A 25,157-nucleotide genomic window follows, 5' to 3' on the forward strand; every position below is an offset into this window, starting at 1 on the left:
GAGTCAGTGACTCTCCAAGACACTCCGACTCTCCAAGACGCTCCGACGAGGAGGATTCCGTATGGACCAGAGGGACAGCCGCACCGCACCGCCGACCCTCGGCGTGGGCATGGTCGGTTACGCGTTCATGGGCGCCGCGCACTCCCAAGGGTGGCGCACCGTCGGGCACGTGTTCGACCTGCCGCTGCGGCCGGTCCTGGCCGCGATCGCCGGCCGCGACGCGCACGCCGTACGGGCGGCGGCCGACCGGCACGGCTGGGCCGCGGCGGAGACCGACTGGCGCGCCCTCATCGCCCGCGACGACGTGCAGCTCGTCGACATCTGCACCCCGGGCGACAGCCATGCGGAGATCGCGATCGCGGCGCTGGCCGCGGGCAAGCACGTGCTGTGCGAGAAGCCGCTGGCCAACTCGGTCGCCGAGGCGGAGGCCATGGTCGCGGCCGCCGAAGCGGCGCGCTCGCGCGGGCAGTTGACCATGGTGGGCTTCAACTACCGCCGGGTGCCCGCCCTGACCTTCGCCCGTCGGCTCATCGGCGAGGGCAGGCTCGGCGCGCTGCGCCATGTGCGGGTCAGCTACCTCCAGGACTGGCTGGTCGACCGGGACTTCCCGCTGACCTGGCGGCTTCAGCGCGAGCACGCGGGGTCGGGGGCGCTCGGCGACCTCGGCGCGCACATCGTGGACCTCGCCCAGTTCCTGACGGGGGAGGTGCTGGTCGGTGTCTCCGCCCAGATGGAGACGTTCGTCAAGGAGCGCCCCCGGCTCGACGGTGCCTCCTCGGGCCTGACGGCCTCCGGAGGCGACCGGCGCGGACCGGTGACCGTCGACGACGCGGCGGTCTTCACCGGCCGGTTCTCCTCGGGGGCGCTCGCCGTGTTCGAGGCGACCCGGATGGCATCGGGGCGCAAGAACGGTCTGCGGCTGGAGGTGAACGGCGAGTTCGGCTCGCTCGCCTTCGACCTCGAACGCCTCAACGAACTCTCCTTCCACGACCACCGGGAGCCCGCCGCGACGGCCGGGTTCCGCAGGATCGACGTCACGGAGCCCGAGCACCCCTACCTGGAGGGCTGGTGGCCGCCGGGCCACGGCCTCGGCTACGAGCACACCTTCGCCCACCAGGCGCGCGACCTCATCGAGGCCATCGCGTCCGGCATCGACCCGATGCCGTCGTTCGCCGACGGGCTGCAAGTGCAGCGGGTGCTCGCCGCGGTGGAGGAGAGCGCCGAGAAGAACTCCGTCTATACGCCCGTCGACGTCTGAGGAGGGTCTCCGAGATGCCACGGCAAGGCCCTGATGGACCCGTCCTGTTCGACCCGCCCTCGGCATCCTTCGGTACCGCTTTCGCAGGCGGCGACAACTAGCAGGCTGCGAGCGGGGGTTGCCTTCGCCCCGCTTCCTTTGTCCTGATCCTGGAAGAAGTTCGTCTTCTTCGTGCACAAGGGGTTCCCGCCACAGACGAACGGGGCTACGGTCCCTTTCGTGCACAGGAACCACACAGTGGTTCGAGACTGACGGCGCAACAAGGGCGTACCGCACTGCGCCCCAAGAGACCGACTTAACCAGGACGTCCCCGCGTACCGCAGGGCCAACAGCCCCAGGTATCCCGCATTTCTCATCGGCGGCCCCCCAACGCCGCCCACTCGCACACGCCGTAGCCGCCCCCCTCGGGAGCAGCCCTCCCGGGCCACGGCCGAAGACGACGCCCCAAGGCCGGCGGTGGGCGGGAGGCACCCGAGCCCCGCCCACCGTCCTCCAACCGCATCGGCACCCCTACATGGCAGGGAGGCAGCCCGTGAACAACGACGGGAACGCAGCGCAGCCCCGGATCGGCGAGCGGACCGCACGCACCGGTGTCTGGTTCGTCGGAGCCCGCGGATCGGTGGCCACCACCGCCGTCGCCGGATGCGCGGCCGTCGCCGCCGGACTGCATCCGCCGACCGGCATGGTCACCGAAACCCCGCCGTTCGACGGCACCGGCCTGCCGCCCCTGTCCTCGCTCGTCTTCGGCGGCCACGACACCGCCCACGCCCCGCTGCCCAAGCGGGCCGAACACCTCACCGACGCGGGCGTCCTGCCGCACGGGCTCGCCCCCGCCGTCCGCGCCGAACTCCAGGCCGCGGACGAGGAGATACGCCTCGGCGGCCCCCTCCCCGACGACGCGCGCGACGACGAGGAACTCATCGCCGACTTCGCCGCCGACCTCATCTCGTTCCGCACCCGCAACGCACTGGCACGGGTGGTCGTCGTCAACGTCTCCTCCACGGAGGCACTGCCCGCGCCCGACGCCGTACGACTGCCGCCCAGTTCCCTCTACGCGGCCGCCGCCGTGCGAGCCGGCTGCCCCTACGTCAACTTCACACCGTCCACCGGACTGCGCACCCCGGCCCTCACCGACGCCGCCGCGGCCCGCGGACTTCCGCACGCGGGCCGGGACGGCAAGACCGGCCAGACACTGCTGCGCGCCGTGCTCGCCCCGATGTTCGTCCAACGCGCCCTGGAGGTACGGGCCTGGTCGGGCACCAATCTGCTGGGCGGGGGCGACGGGGCGGCGCTCGCCGACCCCGGCGCGGCCGCGGCGAAGAACGCCGGCAAGGAACGCGTCCTGGCCGACACCCTCGGGCACACACCGCAGGGCCAGGTGCACATCGACGACGTACCGGTGCTCGGCGACTGGAAGACCGCCTGGGACCACATCGCCTTCGAGGGCTTCCTCGGCTCGCGCATGATCCTCCAGACCACCTGGCAGGGCTGCGACTCGGCCCTGGCCGCACCGCTGGTCCTGGACCTGGCCCGGCTGGTCGCCCGCGCCCACGAGGCGGGCCTGTCCGGCCCGCTCCCGCAACTGGGCTTCTACTTCAAGGACCCCGACGCGGGACCGTCGGGCCTCGCGGAGCAGTTCACCGCGCTGCTGTCGTTCGCCGACCGCCTGCGGGACGCCCCCGCTCCCCGTCGTACCCCTTGATCCCTCACCTCTGACTTTCTTGGTCCCTCCCTTTTGAGCGGCGGCCACGGCCGTCTCCCCACGAGCGTCGACGAAGGTCCGCTCGTCCTGAACTCCACCCCCCGCGCGCAGTGTCCGGCCGCACCGCGGCCACCGAAGTGAAGTCCCTGCGCCTGCGGCTCACCGGCCTCCGCGAAGGCCGCGTCCGTCAGGCACCCGCAGCACGCTCGCGACAACGAAAGAGAGAACCACTGTGACCGCGTTCAACGACGAAGCCGTCACCGGCGACGCCCTGCGCCGCACGCTCGGCGTCAGCCGCCGCCGTTTCCTCAGCACCTGCACGGCCGTGTCCGCCGCGGCGATCGCCGCACCGGTCTTCGGCGCCGCACCCGCCCTGGCGCAGGACAGAGCCGAGGCGGCCGCCGGTGACCGGGGCCGTTCCGCGCTGGTCCCGCCGGACAAGCGCGGCATCATCCTCTACACCGTCCGCGACGCCGTCGGCCGCGACCCGCTCGCCTCCGACCTGCCCTCCGGTTTCCGCGAGGTGTTCCGGCAGTTGTCCCGCTTCGGCTACCGCCAGGTGGAGTTCGCCGGCTACGGCCAGCACGCCAACGCGCCCGGCGGCGCCGACCTGGGCACGGTCGCGGGCGCGAAGCTGATGCGCTCCTGGCTCGACGAGTACGGCCTGCGGGCGCAGGGCAGCCACGGCTACATCCCGCCGTCCTGGCCGCTGACCTCCTCCGACCTGGACACCTTCAAGCGTTTCCTGGAGATCGCCAACATCCTCGGCATGGAGCACATGGGCACCGGCGCCGACCCCACCAACACCCGCTACCGGGCCGACTGGGACGTGGCCGCGGAGAAGTGGAACACGCTGGGCGCCATCGCCCGCGGCGAGGGCATCAAGCTCTACACCCACAACCACGACGCGGCCTACGACTTCCTCCTCGATGGCGGCCCGCTCGACGCCCAGGGCAAGCCGACCCGCAGCTCCGGCATCCGGAAGCTGGAGTACTTCCTGAAGGTGACGGACCGCAAGAACGTGTACCTGGAGCTGGATGTCTTCTGGGCGCACGTGGCCCAGTACAAGTTCCACACGTACACCGCCCACGACGGCTCGCAGCAGGAGAACGTCTTCGACCCGGCCGCGCTCGTGGTGCGCAACACCAACCGCTACCCGCTCTTCCACGCCAAGGACGGCGTCGTCAACCTCCAGAGCGGCCTGGGCTACGACATGGTGCCGTTCGGCACGGGCGACATCGACTACCGCAGGTTCTTCACCCGGGTGGGTGCGAAGAACTACCACAACCCGATGGTCGAGCAGGACAACGCACCGAGCACGACCGTGCCCGGCCAGTCCCTGGACTTCGCCAAGATCGGCTACGACAACCTGGCGGCCCTGCGCGCCTGCAACTGACGTCCTGTCACCCGCTGGTCAGATCAAAGGAGTTCTGAGTGCGTAACAGACGGATCGTCACCCTCTTCGGGGCGGCCGCGTTGGCCGGAGCCATCGGGCTGCTGCCCCTCCCCGCAGCCCAGGCCCACCCGTCGGACCCCACCCCGCCGACTTCGTCGGACTTCCAGAAGGTCACCCTCAACGATCGCCCGGGCGAGCCCATGGCGCTGGCCGTCCTGCCCGACCGGCGCGTGCTGCACACGGCACGCACCGGCGAGGTCCGCATCCACGACCCCAAGAGCGGCGTCAACTTCCTTGCGGCGGACATGAAGAAGAGCCCCGCCGGGCTCTACCAGCACGACGAGGAAGGCGTGCAGGGCATCGCCATCGACCCCGCCTTCGCCAAGAACCACTGGGTCTACCTCTATTACTCGCCGCGCCTGGACACGCCCATGGACGACCCGGCCACGCCGGGCGTCAACGAGGGTGATGCCCCGCAGTTCGGCACGGCCGCGGACTTCGCCAAGTACAAGGGTTTCACCCGGCTTTCGCGGTTCAAGCTCGTCGGCAACAAGCTCGACTACAACACCGAGCAGAAGATCATCGACGTACCCGCCGACCGCGGCATCTGCTGCCACGTCGGCGGCAAGATCGACTTCGACCACAAGGGCAACCTGTTCCTGTCGACCGGCGACGACTCCAACCCGTTCTCCTCCGACGGCTACGCCCCGCTCGACGACCGCGCCGACCGCAACCCGGTCTACGACGCGCGGCGCACCGCGGGCAACACCAACGATCTGCGCGGCAAGGTCCTGCGCATCAAGGTCAAGCGGGGCGGCGGCTACGCGATACCCGACGGCAACCTCTTCGCCCCGGGCACCGCGAAGACCAGGCCCGAGATCTACGCCATGGGCCTGCGCAACCCCTTCCGCTTCGGCGTGGACGACAAGACCGGTGAGGTCTACGTCGCCGACTACTCACCCGACGCCCGTACCGCCAACCCGGGCCGCGGCCCCGCCGGCCAGGGCCGCTGGATGGTCATCGACCGCCCCGCCAACTACGGCTGGCCGTACTGCGTGACCACGGACCAGCCCTACCAGGACTACGACTTCGCCACCCAGACCTCCAGCGGCGCCTTCAACTGCGCCAAGCCGGTCAACGACTCGCGCCACAACACCGGCCTCAGCGAGCTGCCCCCGGTCGAGAACGCGGAGATCGTCTACGGCTACGGCGCCTCCACGCAGTTCCCCGAGCTCGGCACCGGCGGCATCGGCCCCATGGGCGGACCGGCGTACCGCTACGACAAGCACAACAAGTCCGCCAACCGCTGGCCCGAGTACTTCGACGGCAAGCCGCTCTTCTACGAGTGGACCCGCGACCAGATGAAGGCACTCACCCTCGGCAAGAACAACGAGGTCCAGAAGATCGAGGACGCGATCCCCGGGATCGTCACCGACGGCCCGATCGACGCCGAGTTCGGCCCCGACGGCGCGCTGTACGTCCTGGAGTACGGCACCGGCTACTTCGCCGAGCTGCCCGAGGCCCAGCTCTCCCGCATCGACTTCGTCCGGGGCAACCGCACCCCGGAGCCCAAGGCCGCCGCGGACGTCGTCAACGGCACCCGTCCGCTGACGGTCCAGTTCTCCAGCGCCGGCACCAAGGACGCCGACGGCGATGCCCTGCGCTACGCCTGGGACTTCGACGCCGACGGCACCGTGGACTCCAGGGAAGCGAACCCCCAGCACACCTTCACCGAGAACGGCGTCTTCGACGCCACGCTGAAGGTCACCGACAGCACCGGGCGTTCGGCCTCCGCCTCCGTTCCCGTCGTGGTCGGCAACAAGGCGCCGGTCGTGTCGCTGACCACCGACCCGGCCCCGCACGGCGGCACCCCGTTCCACTGGGGCGACACCGTCACCTGGCAGGTCACCGTCACCGACGACCAGCCGGTGGACTGCTCGAAGGTCAGCGTCTCGTTCATCCTCGGCCATGACACCCACGGCCACCCGCTGTCCACGAGCAACGGCTGCTCCGGATCGTTCGTGACCTTCGTCGACGGCGGTCACTCCGGTTCGGACAACCTGAAGGCGGTCTTCAACGCCTCCTACACGGACACGCCCCCCGCGGGCCTTCCGGCTCTCTCGGGCAGCGCCGAGGTCGCACTGACACCGGCCGACTGACCGTCGTCGACACCACTGAGGCAGGGGAGCGCCATGTGTGACGGCGCTCCCCTGCCCCGGCATGTCCCGGAAGGTTCGTCAGGTGGCGGAGGGCCGTGGCTGCTCGGGCGGCACCGACGTCTCGGCCAATGCCATCCACTGGTCGAGGTCGGCTTGGGTGAACTCCGTCCAGGGCGGAATCTCCGGCAGCCGGCGCAGAAGATCGAACGCCTCCGCGATACGGGGTCCGCGGAGCACCGGCGAGTGGCAGCCGGCGACTACCTTGGCGTCCAGCCGCTGGAACTCATCCACCACGGTCCGGAACTTCTGGCCGTCCAGCAAGGCCACCCACGGCGAGACCAGCCGCCCGCCGAAGAACTGCCCATCCCGGAATTCATCCGCCGACAGGTCGGCGATGTCGGGCAGGGGAGTGGGCACATTCGTCGCGAAGGTGTCCACCGACCACAGGACATCGGTCTTCGTGTCGAAGAGGGCGCGGGTCGTCGGGTTGTCGTACAGCGGTGGCCGTTTGGCCACCAGAGTGCGGTCACCGATATCCACCGTGTCGCCGTCGACCATGAAACGGCACCGGTTGATCGGTGTCTCCCACTCCTCGGCCATGCGTCCGATCGAGAACCAGGTCGTCAGCAGGGTCGCGTTCGGGCATTCGGCGAGGGCCGCCAGGAGATTGCCGGCGTGATCACGATCGTCATGGGTGAGGAAGATCCACCGAACGTCCAACGGATCCACCACCGACCACGCGGCCTCCAGCCACTGGGACCGCACCGCCGGCGCCCCGGTGTCCACCAGCACCGGTTCGGCTCCCCGGATCACCATCGAATTCATCGGGAAGTGGCCGACCGGCGGAGCCTCCAAGGCCCACGGGATGACAAACGTCTCTTCGGCGATCTTGTACGGCTCGAGAAGCTTGAAGGTTTCCGTAGTAGTCATCGCTGCCCTCCTCGCCATGGAGTCCGGCCGCAGCGCCCCATTAATCCAGTCCAGCCCCATCCGGCGCCTACGTCAAACGCAGGGCGGGCACGTCGGCGACGGACACGCCTCCCGTCGGCGGCCCAGGACCCGGATCGCTCGGTACTGCTGCTGGAGGCGGGACCCGACTTCGAGCGGGCCCGTGCGCGCCGGGCCTGTCCGTCCGGCGCCGGGGTGTGGAGGCGTACGGCGGACCGGTGTGAACGGCAGGCGGACTGTGGTTGAGATCCAGGGCAACGATCGGGCCGGTTGGGTGGTCGTAGGAGGTGACACAGATCCGACTTTCCGTGCTTGTCCGTCAACTGCCGTCGTTCGAGCAGTGGTTGGGGGCATGGCGTGTTTCCCGTGGAGGATTGATGAGCCGAAACGTCGTGCTGATGGGCGACAGACAGACCGGCGGCGACGAGGACTCCTCGCCGGCCCGTACCGGGAGCACCTCGTGGCACCGGCCCGTCCGGAGCGCAGCGAGGCGCGGTGCCGTGGTGGGAGCCGTCGCCGTCGTCCTGGTGGGAGTGGGGGCTTCGGCCGACGCCACGTCCGCCGCCTCGACCGACGAGCCGGTGGTCAGTGGCGCGGTGGTCAACTCCGGACACGACGTCATCGTGGGGATCACGCGCGACGTGGTGTTCCCGGTCACGGTCACCGGCTCGGATGACTCCGGGCTGTCCTACGTCGATGTGGACCTGAAGGGACCTCACGGAGGCTTCTACACCACCGACGCGTTCTGCGAGACCCCGACCTCCTGCACGACGGCGTTCACCGTCAACGCCCATCTGGCACCGGGCAGTGACGATCCGGTGGACCTGGCCAACGCCAACGCGGGCACCTGGTCGGTGGACGCCTTGGCCGACGCGGTCGACGGCGATTCCGTCTTCGCCCCCGGCGCAGGGTCGTTCGCCCTCAAGCGTGCCGCGCGGCTGACCGTCAACGCGGCACCGGAGCCGGTGGCGAAGGGCGCGCAGATCACCGTCACCGGCAAGCTGGTTCGGGCCAACTGGGACACCTACCGGTACGCGGGATACGCGGGCCGGGCGGTGAAGCTGCAGTTCCGCCCCAAGGGCAGCAGCACCTACACCACGGTGGCCACGGTGAACACCAGCAGCACGGGCACCCTGCGCGCCACCGTCAAGGCGGTCAAGGACGGCTACTGGCGCTGGAACTTCACCGGCTCGTCCACGACCGGCCCCGCCAAGGCAGCCGGTGACTACGTCGACGTACGCCCCTGAACCACCCGGTCATACCGAGCCGTTCATCTTCAGTCCGGCCGGGATCGCCCTCGGTGCCGTGCGCCCGGGGTCGTACCGGCGGGCTGGGGGTGTTTGGGGGCGGCGTCGACCGTGTCGCGGATCCGGGCCAGCAGGGTGCGCAGGGTGGCACGGTCCTCGGCGGTGAGGGTGCCGGTGGCCGTGCTGAGGGCCTCTCGGTCCAGGTCCTCCGCCTCCTGGTGGCGGGTGCGGCCCGCGTCGGTGAGGGCGAGCAGATGGGCGCGGCGGTCGGTGGGGTGCGGCAGGCGCGCCACCAGGCCGTCCCGTTCCAGGGCGTCCACCAGGCTGGTCGCGGTGCGGGCGGCGATGCCGAGCATGTCGCTGAGGTCGCGCATCCGCATCGGCTCGGCGGTGTGGGCGAGGAGGCGCAGGGCGCGCAGCCGCGCCACGGAGGTGCCCTTCTCGGCCAGCCGTCCGTCGACGTAGGACCGCAGCCGGTGGGTGGTGGCGAACATCTCGTCGATCAATGGATCGCTGCTGCCCGGTACGTCCCTCACCGTGGCGCTCCCGTCCTCGTCGGCGTGTCTTCACAGGCCACAACTGCTGTGCCCCGCGTGTCCGTTCCTATCGCATACGGGCGGCGGGCTGTCGGGCGACCGGCCGTCCCGGTGCGGCGGTAGGACTCCAGGAAACATTGAGGTTACTCAAACTGAGTATGCTCAGTATGTGTCTGTACGTCTCAACCAGCGCATCGTCGTCCCCATCGTCTGTGTGGTCACCGCGTTCATGTCCATCGTGGACGGCGCCGGAACCACGGTCGCCCTGCCCTCCATCGGACGGGACTTCGGGCTCGCCACCGCGGGCCTGGACGCCGTCGTGGTCGTCTATCCCGTCTGCGTCGGCCTGGCCGTCCCCGTCTCGGCGTGGCTCGGGGACCGCTTCGGCGGCCGGAGCACGGTGCTCGTCTCCTTCGCCGTCTTCACCCTCGCCTCCGGGCTCTGCGGCGCCGCCGGATCACTCGGCGAACTCGTCGTCTGGCGCGCTCTTCAGGGCCTGGCGGCCGGCATTCTGCTGCCGGTCACCGCCGCCCTGCTCTACCGCACCTTCAGCCTGTCCGAGCAGGTCAAGGTCTCCCGCTACATGATCATCCCGCAGCAGGTGGCACCCGCCCTGGCCCCGATGGGCGCGGGCTGGCTCGTCGACCACCTGTCATGGCGCTGGGTGTTCTACGCCAACCTCCCCATCGGCGCCGCGGTGCTGGTCTTCGGGCTCCTCTTCCTCGACCGGCACCAGGACCACGTCCCCGGGCGCCTCGACGTGCCGGGCCTGGTACTCACCGCGTTCGGCACCGCGGGGCTGATGTTCGGTGTCAGCGAGGGCGCCGAGATGGGCTGGGGGAGTCCGCTGGTGCTGGCCGGACTGATCGGCGGCGCGGCCCTGCTGGCGGTGGCCGTGGTGGTCGAGCTGCGGGTGCCCGAACCCGCCCTGCGGGTCCGCCTCTTCGCCGACCGGCTCTTCCGCGACACCAACATCACCGCGTTCCTGGGCTTCATCGGCTTCATGGGGGCGATGTTCCTCGGCCCGCTCTTCCTCCAGGAGGGGATGGGGCTCAGCGCCTGGGAGTCCGGTTCCGCGACCTTCGCCGAGGCCCTCGGCGTGCTGCTGACCGTCCAACTCGTCGGCCCGCTCTACGCGCGGGTCGGTCCGCGCCGTATCGCGGGCTGCGGGCTGCTCGGGGTGGCGCTCGTGCTGGTCGCCTTCTCGCGGCTGGACGCGGAGTCCTCGCTGTGGGCGTTCCGGGGACTGATGTTCCTGCTGGGCGCGGCCATGGGCGGGGTGTTCATGCCCACCACGGTCGCCTCCTTCACTGCCATCGCGAAGGCCGACGTCTCGCACGCCTCCACCCTCAACACGGTGGTACGGCAGGCCGCCAACGCCGCCGCCCCCGCCGTGGTCACCGTCGTGCTGGCCTCGGCCACCGCAGTCGGCACGGGCACCGACGCCCACCCGCCGCTCTCGGCCTTTCAGCACGCCTACCTGGTCCTCGCGGCCGTCTCCGCGGTCGCCGCGCTCTTCGCCTTCACCATGCCGGACCGCGCGGCCCGCATCGCCGCGTCGGCCCAGCCGGCCACACGGCGCGAGACGGTCGAGGCCTGACCATGTGGACGGCGACTGGGCGGTTCGCTGCCGGTGACGACGACGTCCGAGGCTGCCGGGTGATCATCGGCTGTCCACACGACACCCGATGAGCAACGGCGGCCCGGCCCGGCGCCGGGCGGTACTGCGCCGGCGGGGAGCAGGTTGACTGGGGGCGCGGGTTCACTCAAGGAGCCGTGCGAGCCAGTCGGTGCGGGTGCGGCGGGCTGTGCTGGAGATGCGTGCTTGCGGATACAGGGCGTCGAAGCCGTGGAAGCCACCGGCCCACACGTGGAGTTCGGCCTGGCCGCCGGCCGCCCAGATACGGGTGGCGTAGTCGGTGTCCTCGTCACGGAAGACCTCTGCGGAGCCGGTGTCGATGTAGGCGGTCGGCAGGTGGGAGAGGTCCTGGGCCAACGCCGGCGACATGTAGGGGGAGACCTCGGCGTCGGTGAGGTCACCGAGCAGCGAGCGCCATCCGAACGCGTTCATCTCGCGGGTCCAGACGCCGGGGGAGCCGGAGTACTGGCGGCTGGAGGTGGTGGCGTTGCGGTGGTCGAGCATGGGGCAGATCAGCATCTGTGCGGCGATCGCGGGGCCGCCCAGATCACGGGCCAGCAGACCGACCCCGGCGGCGAGACCGCCACCCGCGCTGGCGCCCGCGACGATGATCCTGTCGGGGTCGACGCACAGGTCGGCGGCGTGTTCGGCGACCCAGAGCAGCCCCTGGTAGCAGTCGTCGACCGGGACGGTACCGGTGGCCTCCGGCGCGAGCCGGTAGTCCACGGAGACCACGACCGCGCCGAACCGGTCCAGCCACTCCAGCGGGATGTCGATCTGCGAGAAACGGTCGCCCATGACCATCCCGCCGCCGTGGATCCAGTAGACGCAGGGGGCGGGTGTACGGCGATCGATGTGGGCGGGGCTGAGGACCGAAAGGGGGATCGGGGCACCGTCCTTGGCCGGCACGGTGATCTCGCGCCGCTCCACCTGCCGGTGTGCGAGGAGGGACTCGACGGGCGGCGAGGGGAGTTGGCGCAGTCGGGCGAGGAGTTCCGGCGTGAGCTCGGACATGAGAGGCATGTCGGCGAGGAGTTCACGCAGTTCGGGGTCCAGGGCGGGGCGTGCGATGGTCATGGTCGTCGTCTTTCGTCGGGTGCCGGACAGTGGGGCGGAGCGGGTGGCGCCGGGGCGGGTTCCGCGGCGGCGGCTGGCGGATCGACTACGGCTTCACAGGCCCGGCTTTGCCGCCGACGGGGACGAAGTCGGTGTACTCGGGCTCCTTCGCCAGCAGCGGGTCGATCCGCGCCACGATGGCCCGAGCGGCCTCACCGGCGAAGATCCGGTGGTGGTCCTCCTCGCTGGTCCAGCCCTCGGTGACGTGGACGACGTCGGGGTCGGAGGCGGAGCGGGAGACCAGGTAGACGAGGCAGTGCTCGCTCGCGCCCGGGCTGCCCGCGTTCAGGCCGGTCAGCAGCAGGTCGATGAGCCGGTCTCCTGCGGAGGGCTTGGCGGTCAGGGTGGCAGTGAAGCCATATGTGGCGATCATGGTCGTCCTCTCGGGCAGCGGTGGAGTGCGGTGATTCCATTCAACCGGTCTGACCTGCGGAAACGTTAGAACGATGCTCGCCCGCACTTGCACGATCCTCGCGAGTGCGGGAGCCGTGGCCGACAAGGGTGCTGCAATGGCCCCATGCCTCTCGAAGAGCTCCGCACCCTGCTCGCCCGGCACGCCGGGCCGGGCTGGACCACCGCCATCGACGGCGTCCTCATCTCCAAGGTCGACCGCCCCGACCCGCCGGCCCCGTCCATGACCGGCATGGTGCTCGCCGTCATCGCCCAGGGCGCCAAACGACTCGCTCTGGGCGACCGGGTCTACGCATACGGCCCCGGCCAGTTCCTGGTCGCGTCCGTCGACCTCCCCGTCACCGGACAGTTCACCCAGGCCGCCCCCGAACAGCCGGCCCTCGGCTTCGGACTCACGCTGGATCCGTCCGCCGTCGCCGAGCTGCTCCTCCAGGCCGGTCCCGGAGACACCCCCCGCACCGGCGCGGGCGCCCCCTCGGCGATCGCCGTCAGCGACGCCCCGCCCGCGCTGCTCGACGCGGTGGTCCGGCTGCTGCGGCTGCTCGACGAGCCCCGCGACCGGGCCGTACTCGCACCGCTCATCAAACGCGAGATCCTGTGGCGGCTCATCACCAGCGAACAGGGGGCGACGGTCCGTCAACTCGGCCTCGCCGACAGCAGCCTCAGCCATGTCTCCCGGGCCGTGCGCTGGATCCGCGAGAACTACGCGCAGCCCTTCCGGGTCGAGGACGTGGCCCGGATGTCGGGCATGAGCGCGTCCGCTTTCTACCGCAACTTCCAGGCGGTGACCGCGATGAGCCCCATCCAGTTCCAGAAGCAGATCCGGCTCCAGGAAGCCCGGCTGCTGCTCGCCACCCACCCCGGCGATGTCACCGGCGTCGGCCAGCGCGTCGGCTACGACAACCCCTCTCAGTTCAGCCGGGAGTACCGCCGCCAGTTCGGCGCACCGCCCAGCCGGGACGCCGCACGCCTGCGCGAAGCCGTGCGCGCCCCCGTCGGCGTCCTGCCCTGAGCGGCAGCGCAACCGCGCAGGAGGATCCGGCAAGGGGAAGCGAGGATAGTTCTATCGTTCCCGCAGGTCAGAGCGATCCAATGGGATTGGCGGTTCTCCAGCGGAGCAGGAAAGCGCAGATGCTCCGCACCTCCCATCACATCGCCGAGGGACCCAGCATGAAGACCGTTCTGATCACCGGTACGTCGTCCGGATACGGCCGGGCGACCGCCGTCCACTTCCACGCGCAGGGCTGGAACGTCATCGCCACGATGCGCACTCCCCGTACGGGCGTCCTGCCCGAGTCGGACCGGCTGCGCGTCGTCGAACTCGACGTCACCGAGCCCGCGAGCATCACGGCCGCCCTTGAGGCGGCGGGCCCCGTCGACGTCCTGGTCAACAACGCGGGCCTGCCCTCGATCAGCGTGTTCGAGGGCACCCCCATGGCTCAGGTGCGGGAAGTGTTCGAGACCAACACCTTCGGCGTCATGGCCACCACGCAGGCGGTGCTGCCCCAGTTCCGCGAACGCGCGTCGGGGGTGGTGGTCAACGTGACCTCCAGCGTGGTGCTGGGGCACATGCCGCTCTCCGCCGTGTACAAGGCGAGCAAGATGGCCATCGAGGGCTTCACTTCGTCCCTCGCGCTCGAACTCGCGCCCTTCGGCGTGCAGGCCAAGACGGTCCAACCGGGCGCCTGCCTGACGACGAACTTCGCCGCCCGGGCGACGCATGGCGCCGCACCGGACGAGCTGGTCCCGGCCCCCTACGCACCGTGGGCGAAGAAGGCCATGGACTCCTTCACGGGCCAGGACCTGTTCACCAAGGAGACCGACGTCGCCGAGACGGTATGGCGAGCCGTGCACGACACGACCGGCCAGCTGCGATTCCCGGCCGGCCCCGACGCGCTGTGGCTGGCCCAGGCGAAGTGACCCACGAGCGGGGCGGGCGGAGCAGGCCTTCGCCGGCCTCGTCGGACGCCCAGCGTCGGGCCGTCCCAGCGGCGAACCACGCAGAAGCGCTTCTCCGGCGCACCGCCCAGGGGCGGCAGCCGGTCAGCTCTGTTGTGGCGCGGGAACCGGCAGCACCGCCTCCGGCGATTCCGGCAGGGTCTGGCCGCCGTCGACGGTGATGACCTGACCCGTGATGAACGACGCCCGCTCCCCGGCGAGGAACTCCACCGCGTCGGCGATCTCCTGGGACTGGGCGAGGCGGCCCAGCGGGATCGACCGCGTCATCTGCGTGAGGTACTCCTCGCCCATGCCGTCGAGGCCCTCGGTCGCCACGTTCCCGGGGGCCACCGCGTTGACGGTGATCCCGTGCGGGGCGAGTTCCAGCGCCGCGGTGCGCATGAAGCCGAGCTGGGCGGCCTTGCTCGCGCCGTAGTGGCTCCACCCGGGGAAGCCGGTGAGGGGGCCGGTGATCGAGGAGGTGAGCACGACCCGCCCCGCCGTCGACTCGCGCAGCAGCGGCAGACACGCGGCGACGGCGAGCATCTGGCTCTCGACGTTCACCGCGAACACCTCACGCACGTCGGTGTACGTCATCTCCGCGAGCGGCTTGTTGGGGAAGACACCCGCGTTCAGGCACAGCACGTCGAGGCCGCCGAGCAGTGAGGAGACCGCGGCGGCGAGCCGCTCGGCGGAGTCCGGCGCGGCGGAGTCGAGGGCGAAAGCCTCGACGGCCTGGCCCTCCCTCGACGCCTCGGTACGGAACTTCTCCAGGACGACGTCAGGGACGGTGCGCCCGGTCAGCAGGACGTCGTGTCCGGCGCGGATGAAGGTGGAGGTGATGGCGGCGCCGATGCCTCGGGTGCCGCCCACGACGGCGATCTTCCGGGCCTGGGGCTGGGGGCTCATGTCAGGTCCTGCCTTTCGAGGTCGAGGAGACGTGGAGTTCGGTGCGGTCGGCCCGGAAGAGGTCGTAGGAGAACTCCAGGGGCTCGCCGTACTGGTCGTGGGACGTGCGGGTGATGGCGAGCAGCGGCTGGCCGACCGACACGTCCAGGTGGTGGGTGTGGTGGCTCTCGGCGAGCCGGACGCGGATGCGTTCGGAGACCTCGCGGGCCGTGACGCCGTAGGTGTCGCGGAAGACCTGCGACAGGGAGCCGGTCAGGTCCTGCTCCAGGAGACCGGGAAAGCGTGCCGCCGAGACGAACAGCCGCTCCCACGACAGCGGCACCCCGTCGGCGAACCGCACCCGCTCGATCGCCACGGTCCCCGCCCCCGCCCGCAGACCGAGCCCGGCGCAGACCTCCGGATCGCCCCGCCGCAGCCCCGTGGACACGACCCTGGTCGCCTCGGTGAAGTCCTGGTGGCGCAGCAGCGCGGGGACGCTCACGTCGACGCCCGGCTGCCGCGCCACCACCCGGTCACGGCCGCTCGCGAGCCGACTCCAGCTGTAGACGGGCCAGTTGGGGTTGGGACGCAGCGCGAAGGTCCCGCCGCCCTTCCCGCGCCGCCTGCGCACCTCGCCCTCCGCCTCCAGCCAGGCCAGGGCCCGCCGTACGGACTCCCGGCTGGCGCCGAACAGTTCCGTCAGCCGGCGCTCGGGAGGCAGCCGGCCGCCCATGCGCACGTCACCGCGCTCGATCATGTCCAGCAGCCCCTCCGCGACCCGCCCGGCGGCCGGCCCGAGCGGGTCACGGCCCCGTTCAGCGCTCATGGCGTACGTCGGTGAGGTAGTCGTCGGCCAAGTAGCGGCGGGCCACCTCCACGGACCCCACCGCAAACGTCGGCCGCAGCGAGGCGGCGAAGGGCGCCTCCCCGCGCGCGTGGACCCAGGCGACCAGCGCCAGCCGGCGCAGCATCACCAGGGCCGGTATGGCCCGCACGTCCTCCTCCCGCAGCGGCCGGACCGACCGGTAGCCGCGCAGCCACGCGGCCACCCAGTCCGCCACCCGCGGTTCGTGCTCGACGAACGACAGGGAGCACGCCAGGTCGTACAGGAACCAGCCGGTGCCGCAGTCGTCGAAGTCGATGAGGCGTACGGCGTCCGGTGCGACGAGCAGGTTCGCGGCGCGCAGATCGCCGTGGATGAGCCCGAAGACGGCCTCACTCCTGCCGTACGCGTCGAGTTCGCGGGTCAGCTTCTGCTCGGCGAGCGCGAGTACTTCGGCACCACCGGGAGGCACATCGGGGTTGTCCCGCCAGTGCCCCCACAAGGAGGCCGCACCGATCACGTCGTCGAGGTCCACGCCGGGCCGGGTGAAGGAGTCAGGCCGGTGCCACTCCACCGCGTGCTGGTGCAGGGCGGCGGTCTGCCGGCCGACGATCGTCATCACGTCGGCGAAGTCTGTGCTGTCGGGTTCGGCGCCGGGCACGAACTCGAAGAGCGCCGCATGCTGGAGCGCCCCGTCCGCACCGGGGAAACTCGCCGCCGGCTCACCCGACGGGGCCGGTACCACCGCGGGCGTGGCGACCGTTCCGTCGGCGCGCAGCCGCTCGATCCACATCAGTTCGCTGCGGATCTGCGGGAGGGTGCGAAAGCCGGGTCGGTGCAGGCGCAGCACGAGGGGTTCCGGGGTGTCGGTGAAGGTGCACAGGTAGGTGGCGTTCTCGGAGAGGCTCAGCAGCCGGGCGTCGGCCAGGGTGGCGGCACGGCCGTACGCGCCGAGCGCGGCGGTGACCTGCCGGGCCCAGGGGAGGCCGACGAGAGGGTCAGACATGGGGTCAGACATGGATGGCCACCTTTCGTACGGCGTCCCGCAGCCGGGTGAGGATCTCGGCCGTCTCCCGCTCGGTGAGCAGCAGGCCGGGCTTGAACTGGAGGACGGCCGGATCGAGCGTGGAGAAGATCGCCCACACGCCCTGCCGGTAGAGCTCGACCATGACCGCCTTCGCTCCGACGGCACCGAACTCCAATCCGATGACCAGCCCCTTCTGCCGGATCCCGGTGAGCGTGCCGGGGACTTCGGCACGCAGCTCCGCGAGACCGTCGGTGACCTGGTCGATACGCCGGCGGATGTTGTCGCGGGTCTCGTCCCGCTGCGTGATCTCCAGGACCTTGGCGGCCACGGCACAGCCGAGTTCGGCGCCGCCGAAGGTGGCCATGTGGGCGAAGCCGTCGCGCTCCAGCCAGCCGCTCGCCGCCGGGCCGAGCAGGGCGGCGCTGACCGGGTAGAGGCCCCCGCCGAGGCCCTTGCCGGTCACCAGGATGTCGGGGGTGACGCCCTCGCCGTAGACCCCCCACAGCTCGCCGGTCCTGCCGAGGCCGGTCTGGACCTCGTCCGCGATGTAGAGGGTGCCGGTGGCCTCGCACGCCTGCTTGACGCCGGCCAGGTAGCCGGGTTCGGGCATCGGGAAGCCGTAGGTGGCCGGGACGGTCTCCATGATCACGGCGGCGGTGTCGTGGGCGGCGAGCGCGGCCTGCATCCCGTCGAGGTCGTTGAAGGGCACCTGCACGAACTCGTCGGGGCTGTCCGACCGGAACAGTTGCGAGAACCGCGAATCCCCGGTGGCGACGGCCAGCCCGGTGTGCCCGTGGTACGCCTTGACGACCGACACGATCTTGCGTCGGCCGGTGGCGTACCGCGCGCTCTTCAGCGCCACGTCGACGGCTTCCCCGCCGCTGGACCCGAAGACGACCTTGTCCGCGCCCGGCGTCGCCTCGACCAGCCGCCGGGCGAGGGCCGCACGGCCCGGGGTGGGGAAGTGGTGGTTGCCGATGTCGACGTGCCGCACCGCGTCGGTGAGCGTGTCCACCAGCTCGGGGTTGCGGTGCCCCAGGTTGTAGGTGCCGCCGTTGAGATGGACGTCGATCACCTCATGCCCGTCGACGTCGGTCAGCCGGTACCCGGACCGGTCCCCGATGACGAGCGGTACGCCCTCGTCCTGCCAGAACGACGTCTTGTCCGGGTTCCAGTAGCGCCGGGCGTCGGCGAGCACCTCCGCCTTCGACGTGTACCCGTACATGGACAACTGCGCGATGCCCAAGGCCCGACCTCCTCGCTGCTGCCGCGAGGAGTCCCCGCCGGCGGTTCCGTGAACGACTTCACGGTCGGGCAGGGTGTTTGCGTGTCTGTGTGGTCGCTGGTGCGGGCGCGTAACGCTTGTGGTCCGGTTGTGGTCCGGTCGGCGACTTTGGGGGAGTGCGGCGGCCGATAATTTCGTTGAGCCTGCCCCTTGCAATCGTGTTGGCTGGCGGCACCGGACTGTCAGTACCGCAGGTATCCGCTTGGCCGGAGCAGGGAGTTGAACGTGCAGGACATGGCTGTCGACCCGGTCGCCCACAATCGGGCGGCCTGGGACAAGTACGTCCAAGAGGGCAACGAGTGGTCGACGCCGGTGACGACTGAGGAAGTCGAGCGCGCCCGCGGGGGTGACTGGTCGATTGTTCTCATCGGGCATGAGCCGGTCGACCGCTCCTGGCTGCCCACGGACCTGACCGGCAAGGACGTGCTGTGCCTGGCCTCCGGCGGTGGCCAGCAGGGTCCGATCCTCGCCGCCGCGGGTGCGAGGCTCACCGTGTTCGACAACTCACCGCGCCAACTCGGCCAGGACCAGATGGTGGCGGCGCGCGACGGACTCGAACTGCGCACCGTCCTGGGCGACATGCGCGACCTCAGCGCCTTCGCCGACGCGACATTCGACGTCGTGTTCCATCCGGTCTCCAACCTGTTCGTACCGGACTTGGCGGTGGTGTGGAGTGAGTGCTTCCGCGTCCTACGACCGGGCGGAACACTGCTCGCGGGTTTCCTCAACCCCGATGTGTACTTGTTCGACCACGAGGCGCTCGACGAGCGCGGCGAGCTGAACGTCGTACACAAGCTGCCCTACAGCGATGTCACGCACTACTCCGCCGAGGAACGCGCCACGAAGTTCGGCGCGGATGAGGCTCTCGAATACAGCCACACCCTCACCGACCAGATCGGCGGCCAACTCGCCGCGGGGTTCGTCCTGACCGGCTTCACGGAAGCGCCGCACCAGTCCAACGCGTCCGCTCAATACATGTCGCACTACTTCGCGACGCGGGCGGTCAAGCCGGGCTGACCCAGCGGTGCCGTGATGCCCGAGCTCAGCCTGCCGACGGGACGTCGACGATGTCGCCGTTCTCGTCGAGGGTGTGGGTCTCCCAGTACACGTCCCACTTGTCACCGACCTCCTGCGGCACCTTCCCCTTGGGGTATCTCGCGTATCCCGCGGCAGGTTCGTCTTCGTCCGAGACGCAGGCGGAGCCGGTCGAGCCCACGGCAAGGACGGGGTACTCACCACTGCTGCAGATGTTCTCCTTGTACTCCCAGCCCGCGCATCCGGTGAGCGCCAGGACTGCGGCCGCGCTCGCCAACACGGCGGCGACGCGTATCTTTTCGGGCCGCAGGGCGGAAGCGGCGCGGCTCTTGCTGCGGGGCGTGGTCATGGTGTGTCTCCCGTCGTTCGGTGTGCCTCCACTCTCGGTGCCGGACGGCTGCCGCTTCCTGAGTGCGCGTACTCAGAGACAGCCGCGCAGATGCTCAATGTGCCGCGTCCTGACGGTCGGTGCCGGAGCCCGCTGTGTGCGTGCCGGGCGGCGACGACAACCGTGAGCCGGCCAACTTCCTTCCGGGACAGGGCCATTACGGACTTCGGGTATGGCAGGTGCATGACGTAATGAGCTTCGGCGGCATACCATCGCAAGGCCCCGGAGGGGTGCTCCACGGTGCGTCCGGCCCCACCGGACCACCCGTGCCACTCCTTCGCGCGCCCGGCCCCGCCGGGGCCGGAATCCCCCCACGGATGAAGGAGCAGCAATGCCCCTCGGCACATGGCTCAAGGCGGGCACCTCCGCCGCGGCACTCGTCCTCGCCATGGCGAGCGCCGCGACCGCCGCCCCCGCAAGCGAACCGCCCACCGCCCAGGCGGCAGTGGTGACCCTCCGCTACGACGACACCCGCGCCGCAGGCTGGGAGGCCGCGATCACGGCCGGAGTCGCGTCGTGGAACGCGAACGTGAGCAACGTCAGACTGGTCGAAGCCGCGCCCGGCGCCACCGCCGAAATCGTGATCGTCGCGACCACGGGTTGGCCCCAGGCCACCCTCGGCCCCGTTCGTCCCGGCCGACAGGTCCGCGTCGAACTCGGCAGCCAGGCCGTGAGCCAGGGCTACGACAAGACCCGGATCGCCGCCCACGAACTGGGGCACAGCCTCGGTCTTCCGGACACCAAACCCGGCCCCTGCTCACAACTGATGTCGGGGTCGAGTGCCGGCACGGCCTGCACCAACGCCGTACCCGACGCGACCGAGCGCTCGCGCGTACAGTCCGCCTACGCCAGCGGCGTCGCCGCACTCGTACCCGCTGACGGCCGGAACCTCGTCGACGCACCCTGAGCACACCGCCACGGAGCGACGGCCTCCCGGGAACCTCGATGAGATCCTCGGGACGTCGTCGCTCTGTGGGCGTGCCGGGTGGCGCTGCTGTCCCGGTCCTGGCCGCGGGAAGGCCCGGCTTCGGGAAGGAGGCCTGGCTGGGGTCTTGCTGCTGTGCGCGGCGCCGGGCGAGATGGCGGGAGCCGGTTCAGACTCGCTTCGACCAAGCGCCGAGAGAGAGGCATCTGCCATGTCCGACCTCGACAGCCAGATTCCCTACTGGGATGCCGCCGCGGCCGCGAAGAAGTTCACTCACCCGCTCCATCCGCCCTGGCTCGACGGGATCAGCAGGCACACCGCGATCCTCGACTACGGATGCGGGTACGGCCGCAGCATGGAGGAGCTCGAACAGCATGGTTTCGGCAACCTCACGGGCGTCGACGCCTCACCGGAAATGATCAATCGGGCGCGCCGTCTGCACCCCACCCTGCGTTTTGCCGCCCTGGACGCGCCACCCGCCTTGCCTCACCCAGACGCATCCTTCGACGTCGCTCTCCTCTTCGCCGTGCTGACCTGTATCCCCGGCGACGAAGCCCAGCACCGGTTGATCGCCGAGCTGAACCGCATCCTCAAGCCTGGCGGGATCCTGTACGAGTCCCTCGGCGGCGGGCTTGCCGCACAGGGCCGCCTCACCCGCCGCACTGGTCCGGATCGTTGAGGGCGTACCGACCCCGGCCGCGCCGCCACGCCCCCGGTACGGCGATTTCCCGGCCGCCACGGAAACCGGCTGACCGACAGGACATCTCACCGATCGCGAGGATCGTTCACGCGTGACGCTCGATTCGATCGTATTCGCGCTTGATTAGCGCGTTGCCATCCGGCATTGTGCTTGAAACGAGTGCGATGCCTGCGGCTCCCGTAGGCGGGAGAGGTGCTGAATGGACGAGATCGACCGCGCCATCCTGCGGGAGCTGCAGGTCGACGGCCGGATCCCGTACGCCGATCTGGGGCCGAAGGTGGGTCTGTCGCCGTCGGCCGCCAGGCTCCGGTTGCAGCGGCTGATCGACACCAAGGCGGTCCAGGTCGTCGGAGTCACCGACCCGATGACCCAGGGCCAGCAGACGATGGCGCTCTTGGGCGTACGTGTCGACGGAGATCCCCGGGCGGTCGCCGACGAGCTGTCCCGGCACGACGAAGTCGTGTACACGGTCCTGACGGCCGGCGGCTTCGACCTGTTTGCGGAGGTGGTGTGCGGCCGGCCGCGGGACCTGCTGGACTTCATCAACGACGTCGTACGCCCCGTCGAGGGCGTCGCGGCCGTGGAGAACTTCCCTTACTTCGGCATCCACACGCACCGCTTCCTGTGGCATGTCGACTGAGGTCCCCGAGCGTCTCAGCCCTGTCTGCCGCACCAACTGAGGAACCCCGCATGCTGCCCGACGAGCACCGCACGATCGACTTCTTCACCGAGGACGCCCTCCCCGTACCCCGTGTGACGCCGACCGAGGCAGAGCGCATCGCCGCCGAGCATCTGGGCGTCACCGCTCGCGCGGAAGCGCTGGGCAGCCAGCAGGACGCCAACTTCCTGCTGCGCGCCGCCGACGGGACGCCCGAGGCGGTGCTGAAGATCGCCAACCCCGCCTTCGGTGCCACGGAGATCGACGCCCAGGACGCGGCCGCCGATCTGATCGCCTCGGCCCACCCGGAACTGCGCATCGCCACGGTCCTGCGCCGCACCGACGGCTCCCCGCGTCGCACGACGGTGGACACCGAAACCGGCCCGGCCGTCGCGCGCCTGCTGCGCTACCTGCCCGGCGGCACGCTCTCGGGACCCCGGCACCTGTCACCGGCCACGGTGGCGGCCATGGGCACGATCGTCGCAAAGGTCAGCACCGCCCTGCGTGCCTTTCAGCACCCGGGTCTGGACCGCGTGCTCCAGTGGGACCCCCAGCACGCCGATCGCGTCGTCACCAAGCTCGCCGAGCACATCGCCGAACCCGACCGGCGTGCCGCCGTCCAGGACGCGACCGCCGAAGCCTGGGCCCACGTCCAGAAGCTCGCGGCCGCACTCCCTTCGCAGGCCGTGCACCTGGACCTCACCGACGACAATCTGATCCGCCGCCCCGACACCCGTCCGCCGCTGCCGGACGGGGTCATCGACTTCGGTGACGTGACCCGGAGCTGGGCAGTCGGCGAACTCGCCGTGTCGCTGTCCTCTCTGCTGCACCACGACGGCATCGAGCCGCACCACCTGCTGCCCGCCGTCCGCGCCTTCCACGCCGTCCGGCCGCTGTCGCCCAAGGAGGCGGAGGCGCTGTGGCCGCTGGTCATCCTGCGCGCCGCCGTCCTGGTGGCCAGCGGGCGCCAACAGGCAGCCATCGACGAGGACAACGCCTACGCCAAAGCCGCACTCGACCGCGAATGGCACATCTTCGAACAGGCCACCCGGCTCCCCATGCCAGTGATGATCCGCCTCGTCACGGATGCGGCCGGCGACCTGACCGACGTACCCGCCCGAACCGCGCACACCGATACGCCGGCCCGCCCGCTCCTGCGTGGCCTCGCCGCGGGCGACATCACCCTCCTCGACCTGTCCACCGACGCCGAGTCCATGGACCGGGGAGCCTGGCTGGACGCCGGCACCGAGGCCCGGCTGGCGGCCTCCGCGCTCGCGGAGGGAGCGGCCGCGGTCGCCATCCGGTACGCCCGAGCGCGGCTCGCTGGCGCGCAGCCGCTGTCGGCGGTGTCTACGGCCACGGTGCCCACCGGAATCGACCTCTGGCTCGGCCGTGACGCCGTGCTCCAGGCACCCGCCACGGGCACGGTCCTCACCGCGGCACCGGGCCGCATAGAACTCACCTACGGCGCCCATCTGTTGTCGCTGTCCTTCGCCCGCGACGTCCGGCCCGTGGTCAGCGCCGGTGCGACGGTGCGGGCGGGGGAGGACATCGCCCACCTCGGCTCCGGCACCACGGTGCACATCGCGCTGCGGGCCGCCGACGGCCCCGCCGTTCCGCGCCTGGTCCGGCCCGAGTACGCCGCCGGCTGGCTCGCGCTCACCGCCGACCCGGCCCCTCTCCTCGGCCTCCCGGCCGACTCCGACCCCGCGCGCGACAGCGATCTGCTCGACCGGCGCGACGCCGCGTTCGCCACCGTGCAGGGGCACTACTACGCCAACCCTCCCCGCATCGAACGCGGTTGGCGCCACCACCTGCTGTCCACCGACGGCCGCGCATACCTGGACATCGTCAACAACGTCACCCCGCTGGGCCACGCCCACCCCCGCGTCGAGCAGGCAGTCGCCCGGCAGTTGCGCCGACTCAACACCAACTCACGCTTCCACTACGCCTCCGTGGTGGAGTTCACCGAACGCCTCGCCGGACTGCTCCCCGAACCCCTGGACACGGTGTTCCTGGTCAACTCCGGTTCCGAGGCGGTGGATCTGGGCCTGCGCCTGGCGATCGGGGCCTCGGGGCAGCACGACGTCGTCGCACTGCGCGAGGCGTACCACGGCTGGACCTACGCCTCCGACGCCGTCTCCACCTCGCTTCAGGACAACCCCAACGCCCTCGCAACCCGCCCGAGTTGGGTGCACACCGTGGACTCGCCCAACTCCTACCGAGGCCGGCACCGCGGCACGGACGCCGTACGCTACGGGCCCGAGGCGGTCGCGGTGATCGACGAACTGGCCGCTGCCGGCCGTCCGGCAGGGGCGTTCATCGGCGAGACCTACTACGGCAACGCCGGCGGCGTCGCCCTCCCCGACGGCTACCTCGCCCAGATGTACGAGGCGGTGCGCCGGCACGGAGGCCTCGCCGTCGCCGACGAGGTCCAGGTCGGCTACGGCCGCCTGGGGCACTGGTTCTGGGGCTTCGAGCAGCAGGGGGTCGTGCCCGACATCGTCTGCGTCGCCAAGGCCATGGGCAACGGACACCCGCTCGGTGCCGTCATCACCTCCAAGGAGATCGCGGACCGCTACCGGGAGCAGGGCTACTTCTTCTCCTCCACGGGCGGCAGCCCGGTCTCCAGCGTCGTGGGCCTGACCGTCCTGGACACCCTGCGCGACGAGGATCTCCAGGGCAACGCGGTACGCGTCGGCGGCCACCTCAAGCGCCGACTGGAGGCGCAGGCCGACCGCTACGGCATCGTCGGCGCCGCCCACGGCTCAGGCCTCTACCTCGGCCTCGAACTCGTCCGCGACCGCACCACCCTGGAACCCGCCACCGAAGAGACCGCCGAACTCTGCGACCGCATGCTCGACCTCGGCGTCATCGTCCAGCCCACCGGCGACCACCTCAACATCCTGAAGATCAAGCCCCCGCTGTGCATCGACACCGCCGCCGCGGACTTCTTCGCCGACATGCTCGACCTGGCCCTCGGTCAACTCGGCCATGGCCCCACCCCGTGACACAGCTGGGTCCGGTTCGGTCAGCCGATTGCGGGCGGGGTCCCAGCTACGGCCTGCCGTGTAGGGC

At 70.7% G+C, this 25,157-nt stretch carries 22 protein-coding genes, 1 tRNA gene and 1 pseudogene; 14 read left to right on the forward strand and 10 right to left on the reverse strand.

The window, feature by feature from the left end:
• Positions 1 to 61: 61 nt before the first annotated feature.
• From ABZ928_RS18825 to ABZ928_RS18845, 5 genes and pseudogenes are all read left to right on the forward strand, one after another.
• Positions 62 to 1,258, forward strand: a complete 1,197-nt coding sequence (locus ABZ928_RS18825; RefSeq protein WP_361519773.1) for a Gfo/Idh/MocA family oxidoreductase — start codon at positions 62 to 64, stop codon at positions 1,256 to 1,258.
• 532 nt (positions 1,259 to 1,790) lie between these two features.
• The gene (locus ABZ928_RS18830; protein ID WP_361519776.1) at positions 1,791 to 2,960 is read left to right on the forward strand and encodes an inositol-3-phosphate synthase; all 1,170 of its coding nucleotides are present in this window, start codon (positions 1,791 to 1,793) and stop codon (positions 2,958 to 2,960) included.
• A gap of 18 nt (positions 2,961 to 2,978) precedes the next feature.
• Positions 2,979 to 3,196: pseudogene (locus ABZ928_RS18835) on the forward strand (hypothetical protein); the annotation flags it as partial.
• Positions 3,193 to 4,356, forward strand: a complete 1,164-nt coding sequence (locus ABZ928_RS18840; RefSeq protein ID WP_361519778.1) for a sugar phosphate isomerase/epimerase family protein — start codon at positions 3,193 to 3,195, stop codon at positions 4,354 to 4,356. The pseudogene ABZ928_RS18835 and the gene ABZ928_RS18840, both read left to right, overlap by 4 nt.
• A gap of 38 nt (positions 4,357 to 4,394) precedes the next feature.
• Positions 4,395 to 6,515 carry a PQQ-dependent sugar dehydrogenase gene (locus tag ABZ928_RS18845; RefSeq protein ID WP_361519780.1) on the forward strand — a complete coding sequence of 707 codons (2,121 nt, stop codon included), beginning with the start codon at positions 4,395 to 4,397 and terminating at the stop codon, positions 6,513 to 6,515.
• A 78-nt stretch (positions 6,516 to 6,593) separates the two neighbouring features.
• On the opposite strand, the gene ABZ928_RS18850 is transcribed toward ABZ928_RS18845, so the two are convergent.
• Complete coding sequence (locus tag ABZ928_RS18850; RefSeq protein WP_361519783.1) at positions 6,594 to 7,505, reverse strand: MBL fold metallo-hydrolase; 912 nt, start codon at positions 7,503 to 7,505, stop codon at positions 6,594 to 6,596.
• A 335-nt stretch (positions 7,506 to 7,840) separates the two neighbouring features.
• Here ABZ928_RS18850 and ABZ928_RS18855 point away from each other — a divergent pair, with 335 nt between their 5' ends.
• A complete protein-coding gene (locus ABZ928_RS18855; protein ID WP_361519786.1) occupies positions 7,841 to 8,710 on the forward strand; it encodes a calcium-binding protein in 870 nt (289 codons plus the stop codon).
• Positions 8,711 to 8,739: 29 nt separating this feature from the next.
• Here the strand turns inward: ABZ928_RS18855 and ABZ928_RS18860 are convergent, their stop codons facing one another.
• A complete protein-coding gene (locus tag ABZ928_RS18860; RefSeq protein WP_361519789.1) occupies positions 8,740 to 9,246 on the reverse strand; it encodes a MarR family transcriptional regulator in 507 nt (168 codons plus the stop codon).
• 169 nt (positions 9,247 to 9,415) lie between these two features.
• On the opposite strand from ABZ928_RS18860, the gene ABZ928_RS18865 reads away from it, so the two are divergent.
• Positions 9,416 to 10,846 (forward strand): DHA2 family efflux MFS transporter permease subunit, encoded by a 1,431-nt coding sequence (locus ABZ928_RS18865; RefSeq protein ID WP_361519792.1) that lies wholly within the window; start codon positions 9,416 to 9,418, stop codon positions 10,844 to 10,846.
• 162 nt (positions 10,847 to 11,008) lie between these two features.
• Here the strand turns inward: ABZ928_RS18865 and ABZ928_RS18870 are convergent, their stop codons facing one another.
• Both ABZ928_RS18870 and ABZ928_RS18875 read right to left on the reverse strand, forming a co-directional pair.
• Positions 11,009 to 11,962 (reverse strand): alpha/beta hydrolase, encoded by a 954-nt coding sequence (locus ABZ928_RS18870; RefSeq protein ID WP_361519795.1) that lies wholly within the window; start codon positions 11,960 to 11,962, stop codon positions 11,009 to 11,011.
• An 85-nt stretch (positions 11,963 to 12,047) separates the two neighbouring features.
• The gene (locus ABZ928_RS18875) at positions 12,048 to 12,374 is read right to left on the reverse strand and encodes an antibiotic biosynthesis monooxygenase (RefSeq protein WP_361519797.1); all 327 of its coding nucleotides are present in this window, start codon (positions 12,372 to 12,374) and stop codon (positions 12,048 to 12,050) included.
• 144 nt (positions 12,375 to 12,518) lie between these two features.
• Between ABZ928_RS18875 and ABZ928_RS18880 the strand changes: the two genes are divergently transcribed.
• Both ABZ928_RS18880 and ABZ928_RS18885 read left to right on the forward strand, forming a co-directional pair.
• Positions 12,519 to 13,424: an AraC family transcriptional regulator gene (locus ABZ928_RS18880; RefSeq protein ID WP_361519800.1), complete on the forward strand. Its 906-nt coding sequence runs from the start codon at positions 12,519 to 12,521 to the stop codon at positions 13,422 to 13,424.
• Positions 13,425 to 13,582: 158 nt separating this feature from the next.
• On the forward strand, positions 13,583 to 14,332 hold the full coding sequence (locus tag ABZ928_RS18885; RefSeq protein WP_361519803.1) for an SDR family oxidoreductase: 750 nt from the start codon (positions 13,583 to 13,585) through the stop codon (positions 14,330 to 14,332).
• A 123-nt stretch (positions 14,333 to 14,455) separates the two neighbouring features.
• On the opposite strand, the gene ABZ928_RS18890 is transcribed toward ABZ928_RS18885, so the two are convergent.
• The 5 genes from ABZ928_RS18890 to ABZ928_RS18910 all read right to left on the reverse strand — a co-directional run bounded on the left by ABZ928_RS18890 (position 14,456) and on the right by ABZ928_RS18910 (position 18,979).
• Positions 14,456 to 15,259, reverse strand: coding sequence for an SDR family oxidoreductase (locus tag ABZ928_RS18890; RefSeq protein WP_361519805.1), 804 nt, complete (start codon positions 15,257 to 15,259; stop codon positions 14,456 to 14,458).
• Between the two features lies 1 nt (position 15,260).
• Positions 15,261 to 16,064: a GntR family transcriptional regulator gene (locus ABZ928_RS18895; RefSeq protein ID WP_361519808.1), complete on the reverse strand. Its 804-nt coding sequence runs from the start codon at positions 16,062 to 16,064 to the stop codon at positions 15,261 to 15,263.
• Positions 16,054 to 17,079: a phosphotransferase gene (locus ABZ928_RS18900; RefSeq protein WP_361519810.1), complete on the reverse strand. Its 1,026-nt coding sequence runs from the start codon at positions 17,077 to 17,079 to the stop codon at positions 16,054 to 16,056. Before ABZ928_RS18900 ends, ABZ928_RS18895 begins: the two co-directional genes overlap by 11 nt.
• Entirely contained in the window at positions 17,072 to 18,334 is a 1,263-nt protein-coding gene (locus ABZ928_RS18905; protein ID WP_361519813.1) for an aminotransferase class III-fold pyridoxal phosphate-dependent enzyme, read from the reverse strand. Before ABZ928_RS18905 ends, ABZ928_RS18900 begins: the two co-directional genes overlap by 8 nt.
• Before the next feature lie 571 nt (positions 18,335 to 18,905).
• Positions 18,906 to 18,979 (reverse strand) — tRNA-OTHER (locus tag ABZ928_RS18910).
• Here ABZ928_RS18910 and ABZ928_RS18915 point away from each other — a divergent pair.
• Complete coding sequence (locus ABZ928_RS18915) at positions 18,953 to 19,390, forward strand: methyltransferase domain-containing protein (protein ID WP_361519816.1); 438 nt, start codon at positions 18,953 to 18,955, stop codon at positions 19,388 to 19,390. The two genes, ABZ928_RS18910 and ABZ928_RS18915, sit on opposite strands and share 27 nt — an antisense overlap.
• Before the next feature lie 25 nt (positions 19,391 to 19,415).
• On the opposite strand, the gene ABZ928_RS18920 is transcribed toward ABZ928_RS18915, so the two are convergent.
• A complete protein-coding gene (locus ABZ928_RS18920) occupies positions 19,416 to 19,757 on the reverse strand; it encodes a hypothetical protein (protein ID WP_361519819.1) in 342 nt (113 codons plus the stop codon).
• Between the two features lie 370 nt (positions 19,758 to 20,127).
• Here ABZ928_RS18920 and ABZ928_RS18925 point away from each other — a divergent pair, with 370 nt between their 5' ends.
• The 4 genes from ABZ928_RS18925 to ABZ928_RS18940 all read left to right on the forward strand — a co-directional run bounded on the left by ABZ928_RS18925 (position 20,128) and on the right by ABZ928_RS18940 (position 25,090).
• Positions 20,128 to 20,703 carry a snapalysin family zinc-dependent metalloprotease gene (locus tag ABZ928_RS18925; protein WP_361519821.1) on the forward strand — a complete coding sequence of 192 codons (576 nt, stop codon included), beginning with the start codon at positions 20,128 to 20,130 and terminating at the stop codon, positions 20,701 to 20,703.
• A gap of 229 nt (positions 20,704 to 20,932) precedes the next feature.
• A complete protein-coding gene (locus ABZ928_RS18930; protein WP_361519824.1) occupies positions 20,933 to 21,400 on the forward strand; it encodes a class I SAM-dependent methyltransferase in 468 nt (155 codons plus the stop codon).
• 220 nt (positions 21,401 to 21,620) lie between these two features.
• On the forward strand, positions 21,621 to 22,061 hold the full coding sequence (locus tag ABZ928_RS18935; RefSeq protein ID WP_361519827.1) for an Lrp/AsnC family transcriptional regulator: 441 nt from the start codon (positions 21,621 to 21,623) through the stop codon (positions 22,059 to 22,061).
• 50 nt (positions 22,062 to 22,111) lie between these two features.
• A complete protein-coding gene (locus ABZ928_RS18940; protein WP_361519830.1) occupies positions 22,112 to 25,090 on the forward strand; it encodes an aminotransferase in 2,979 nt (992 codons plus the stop codon).
• Positions 25,091 to 25,157: the final 67 nt, after the last annotated feature.

Source organism: Streptomyces sp. NPDC046909, assembly GCF_040644695.1.
GTDB lineage: Bacteria > Actinomycetota > Actinomycetes > Streptomycetales > Streptomycetaceae > Streptomyces.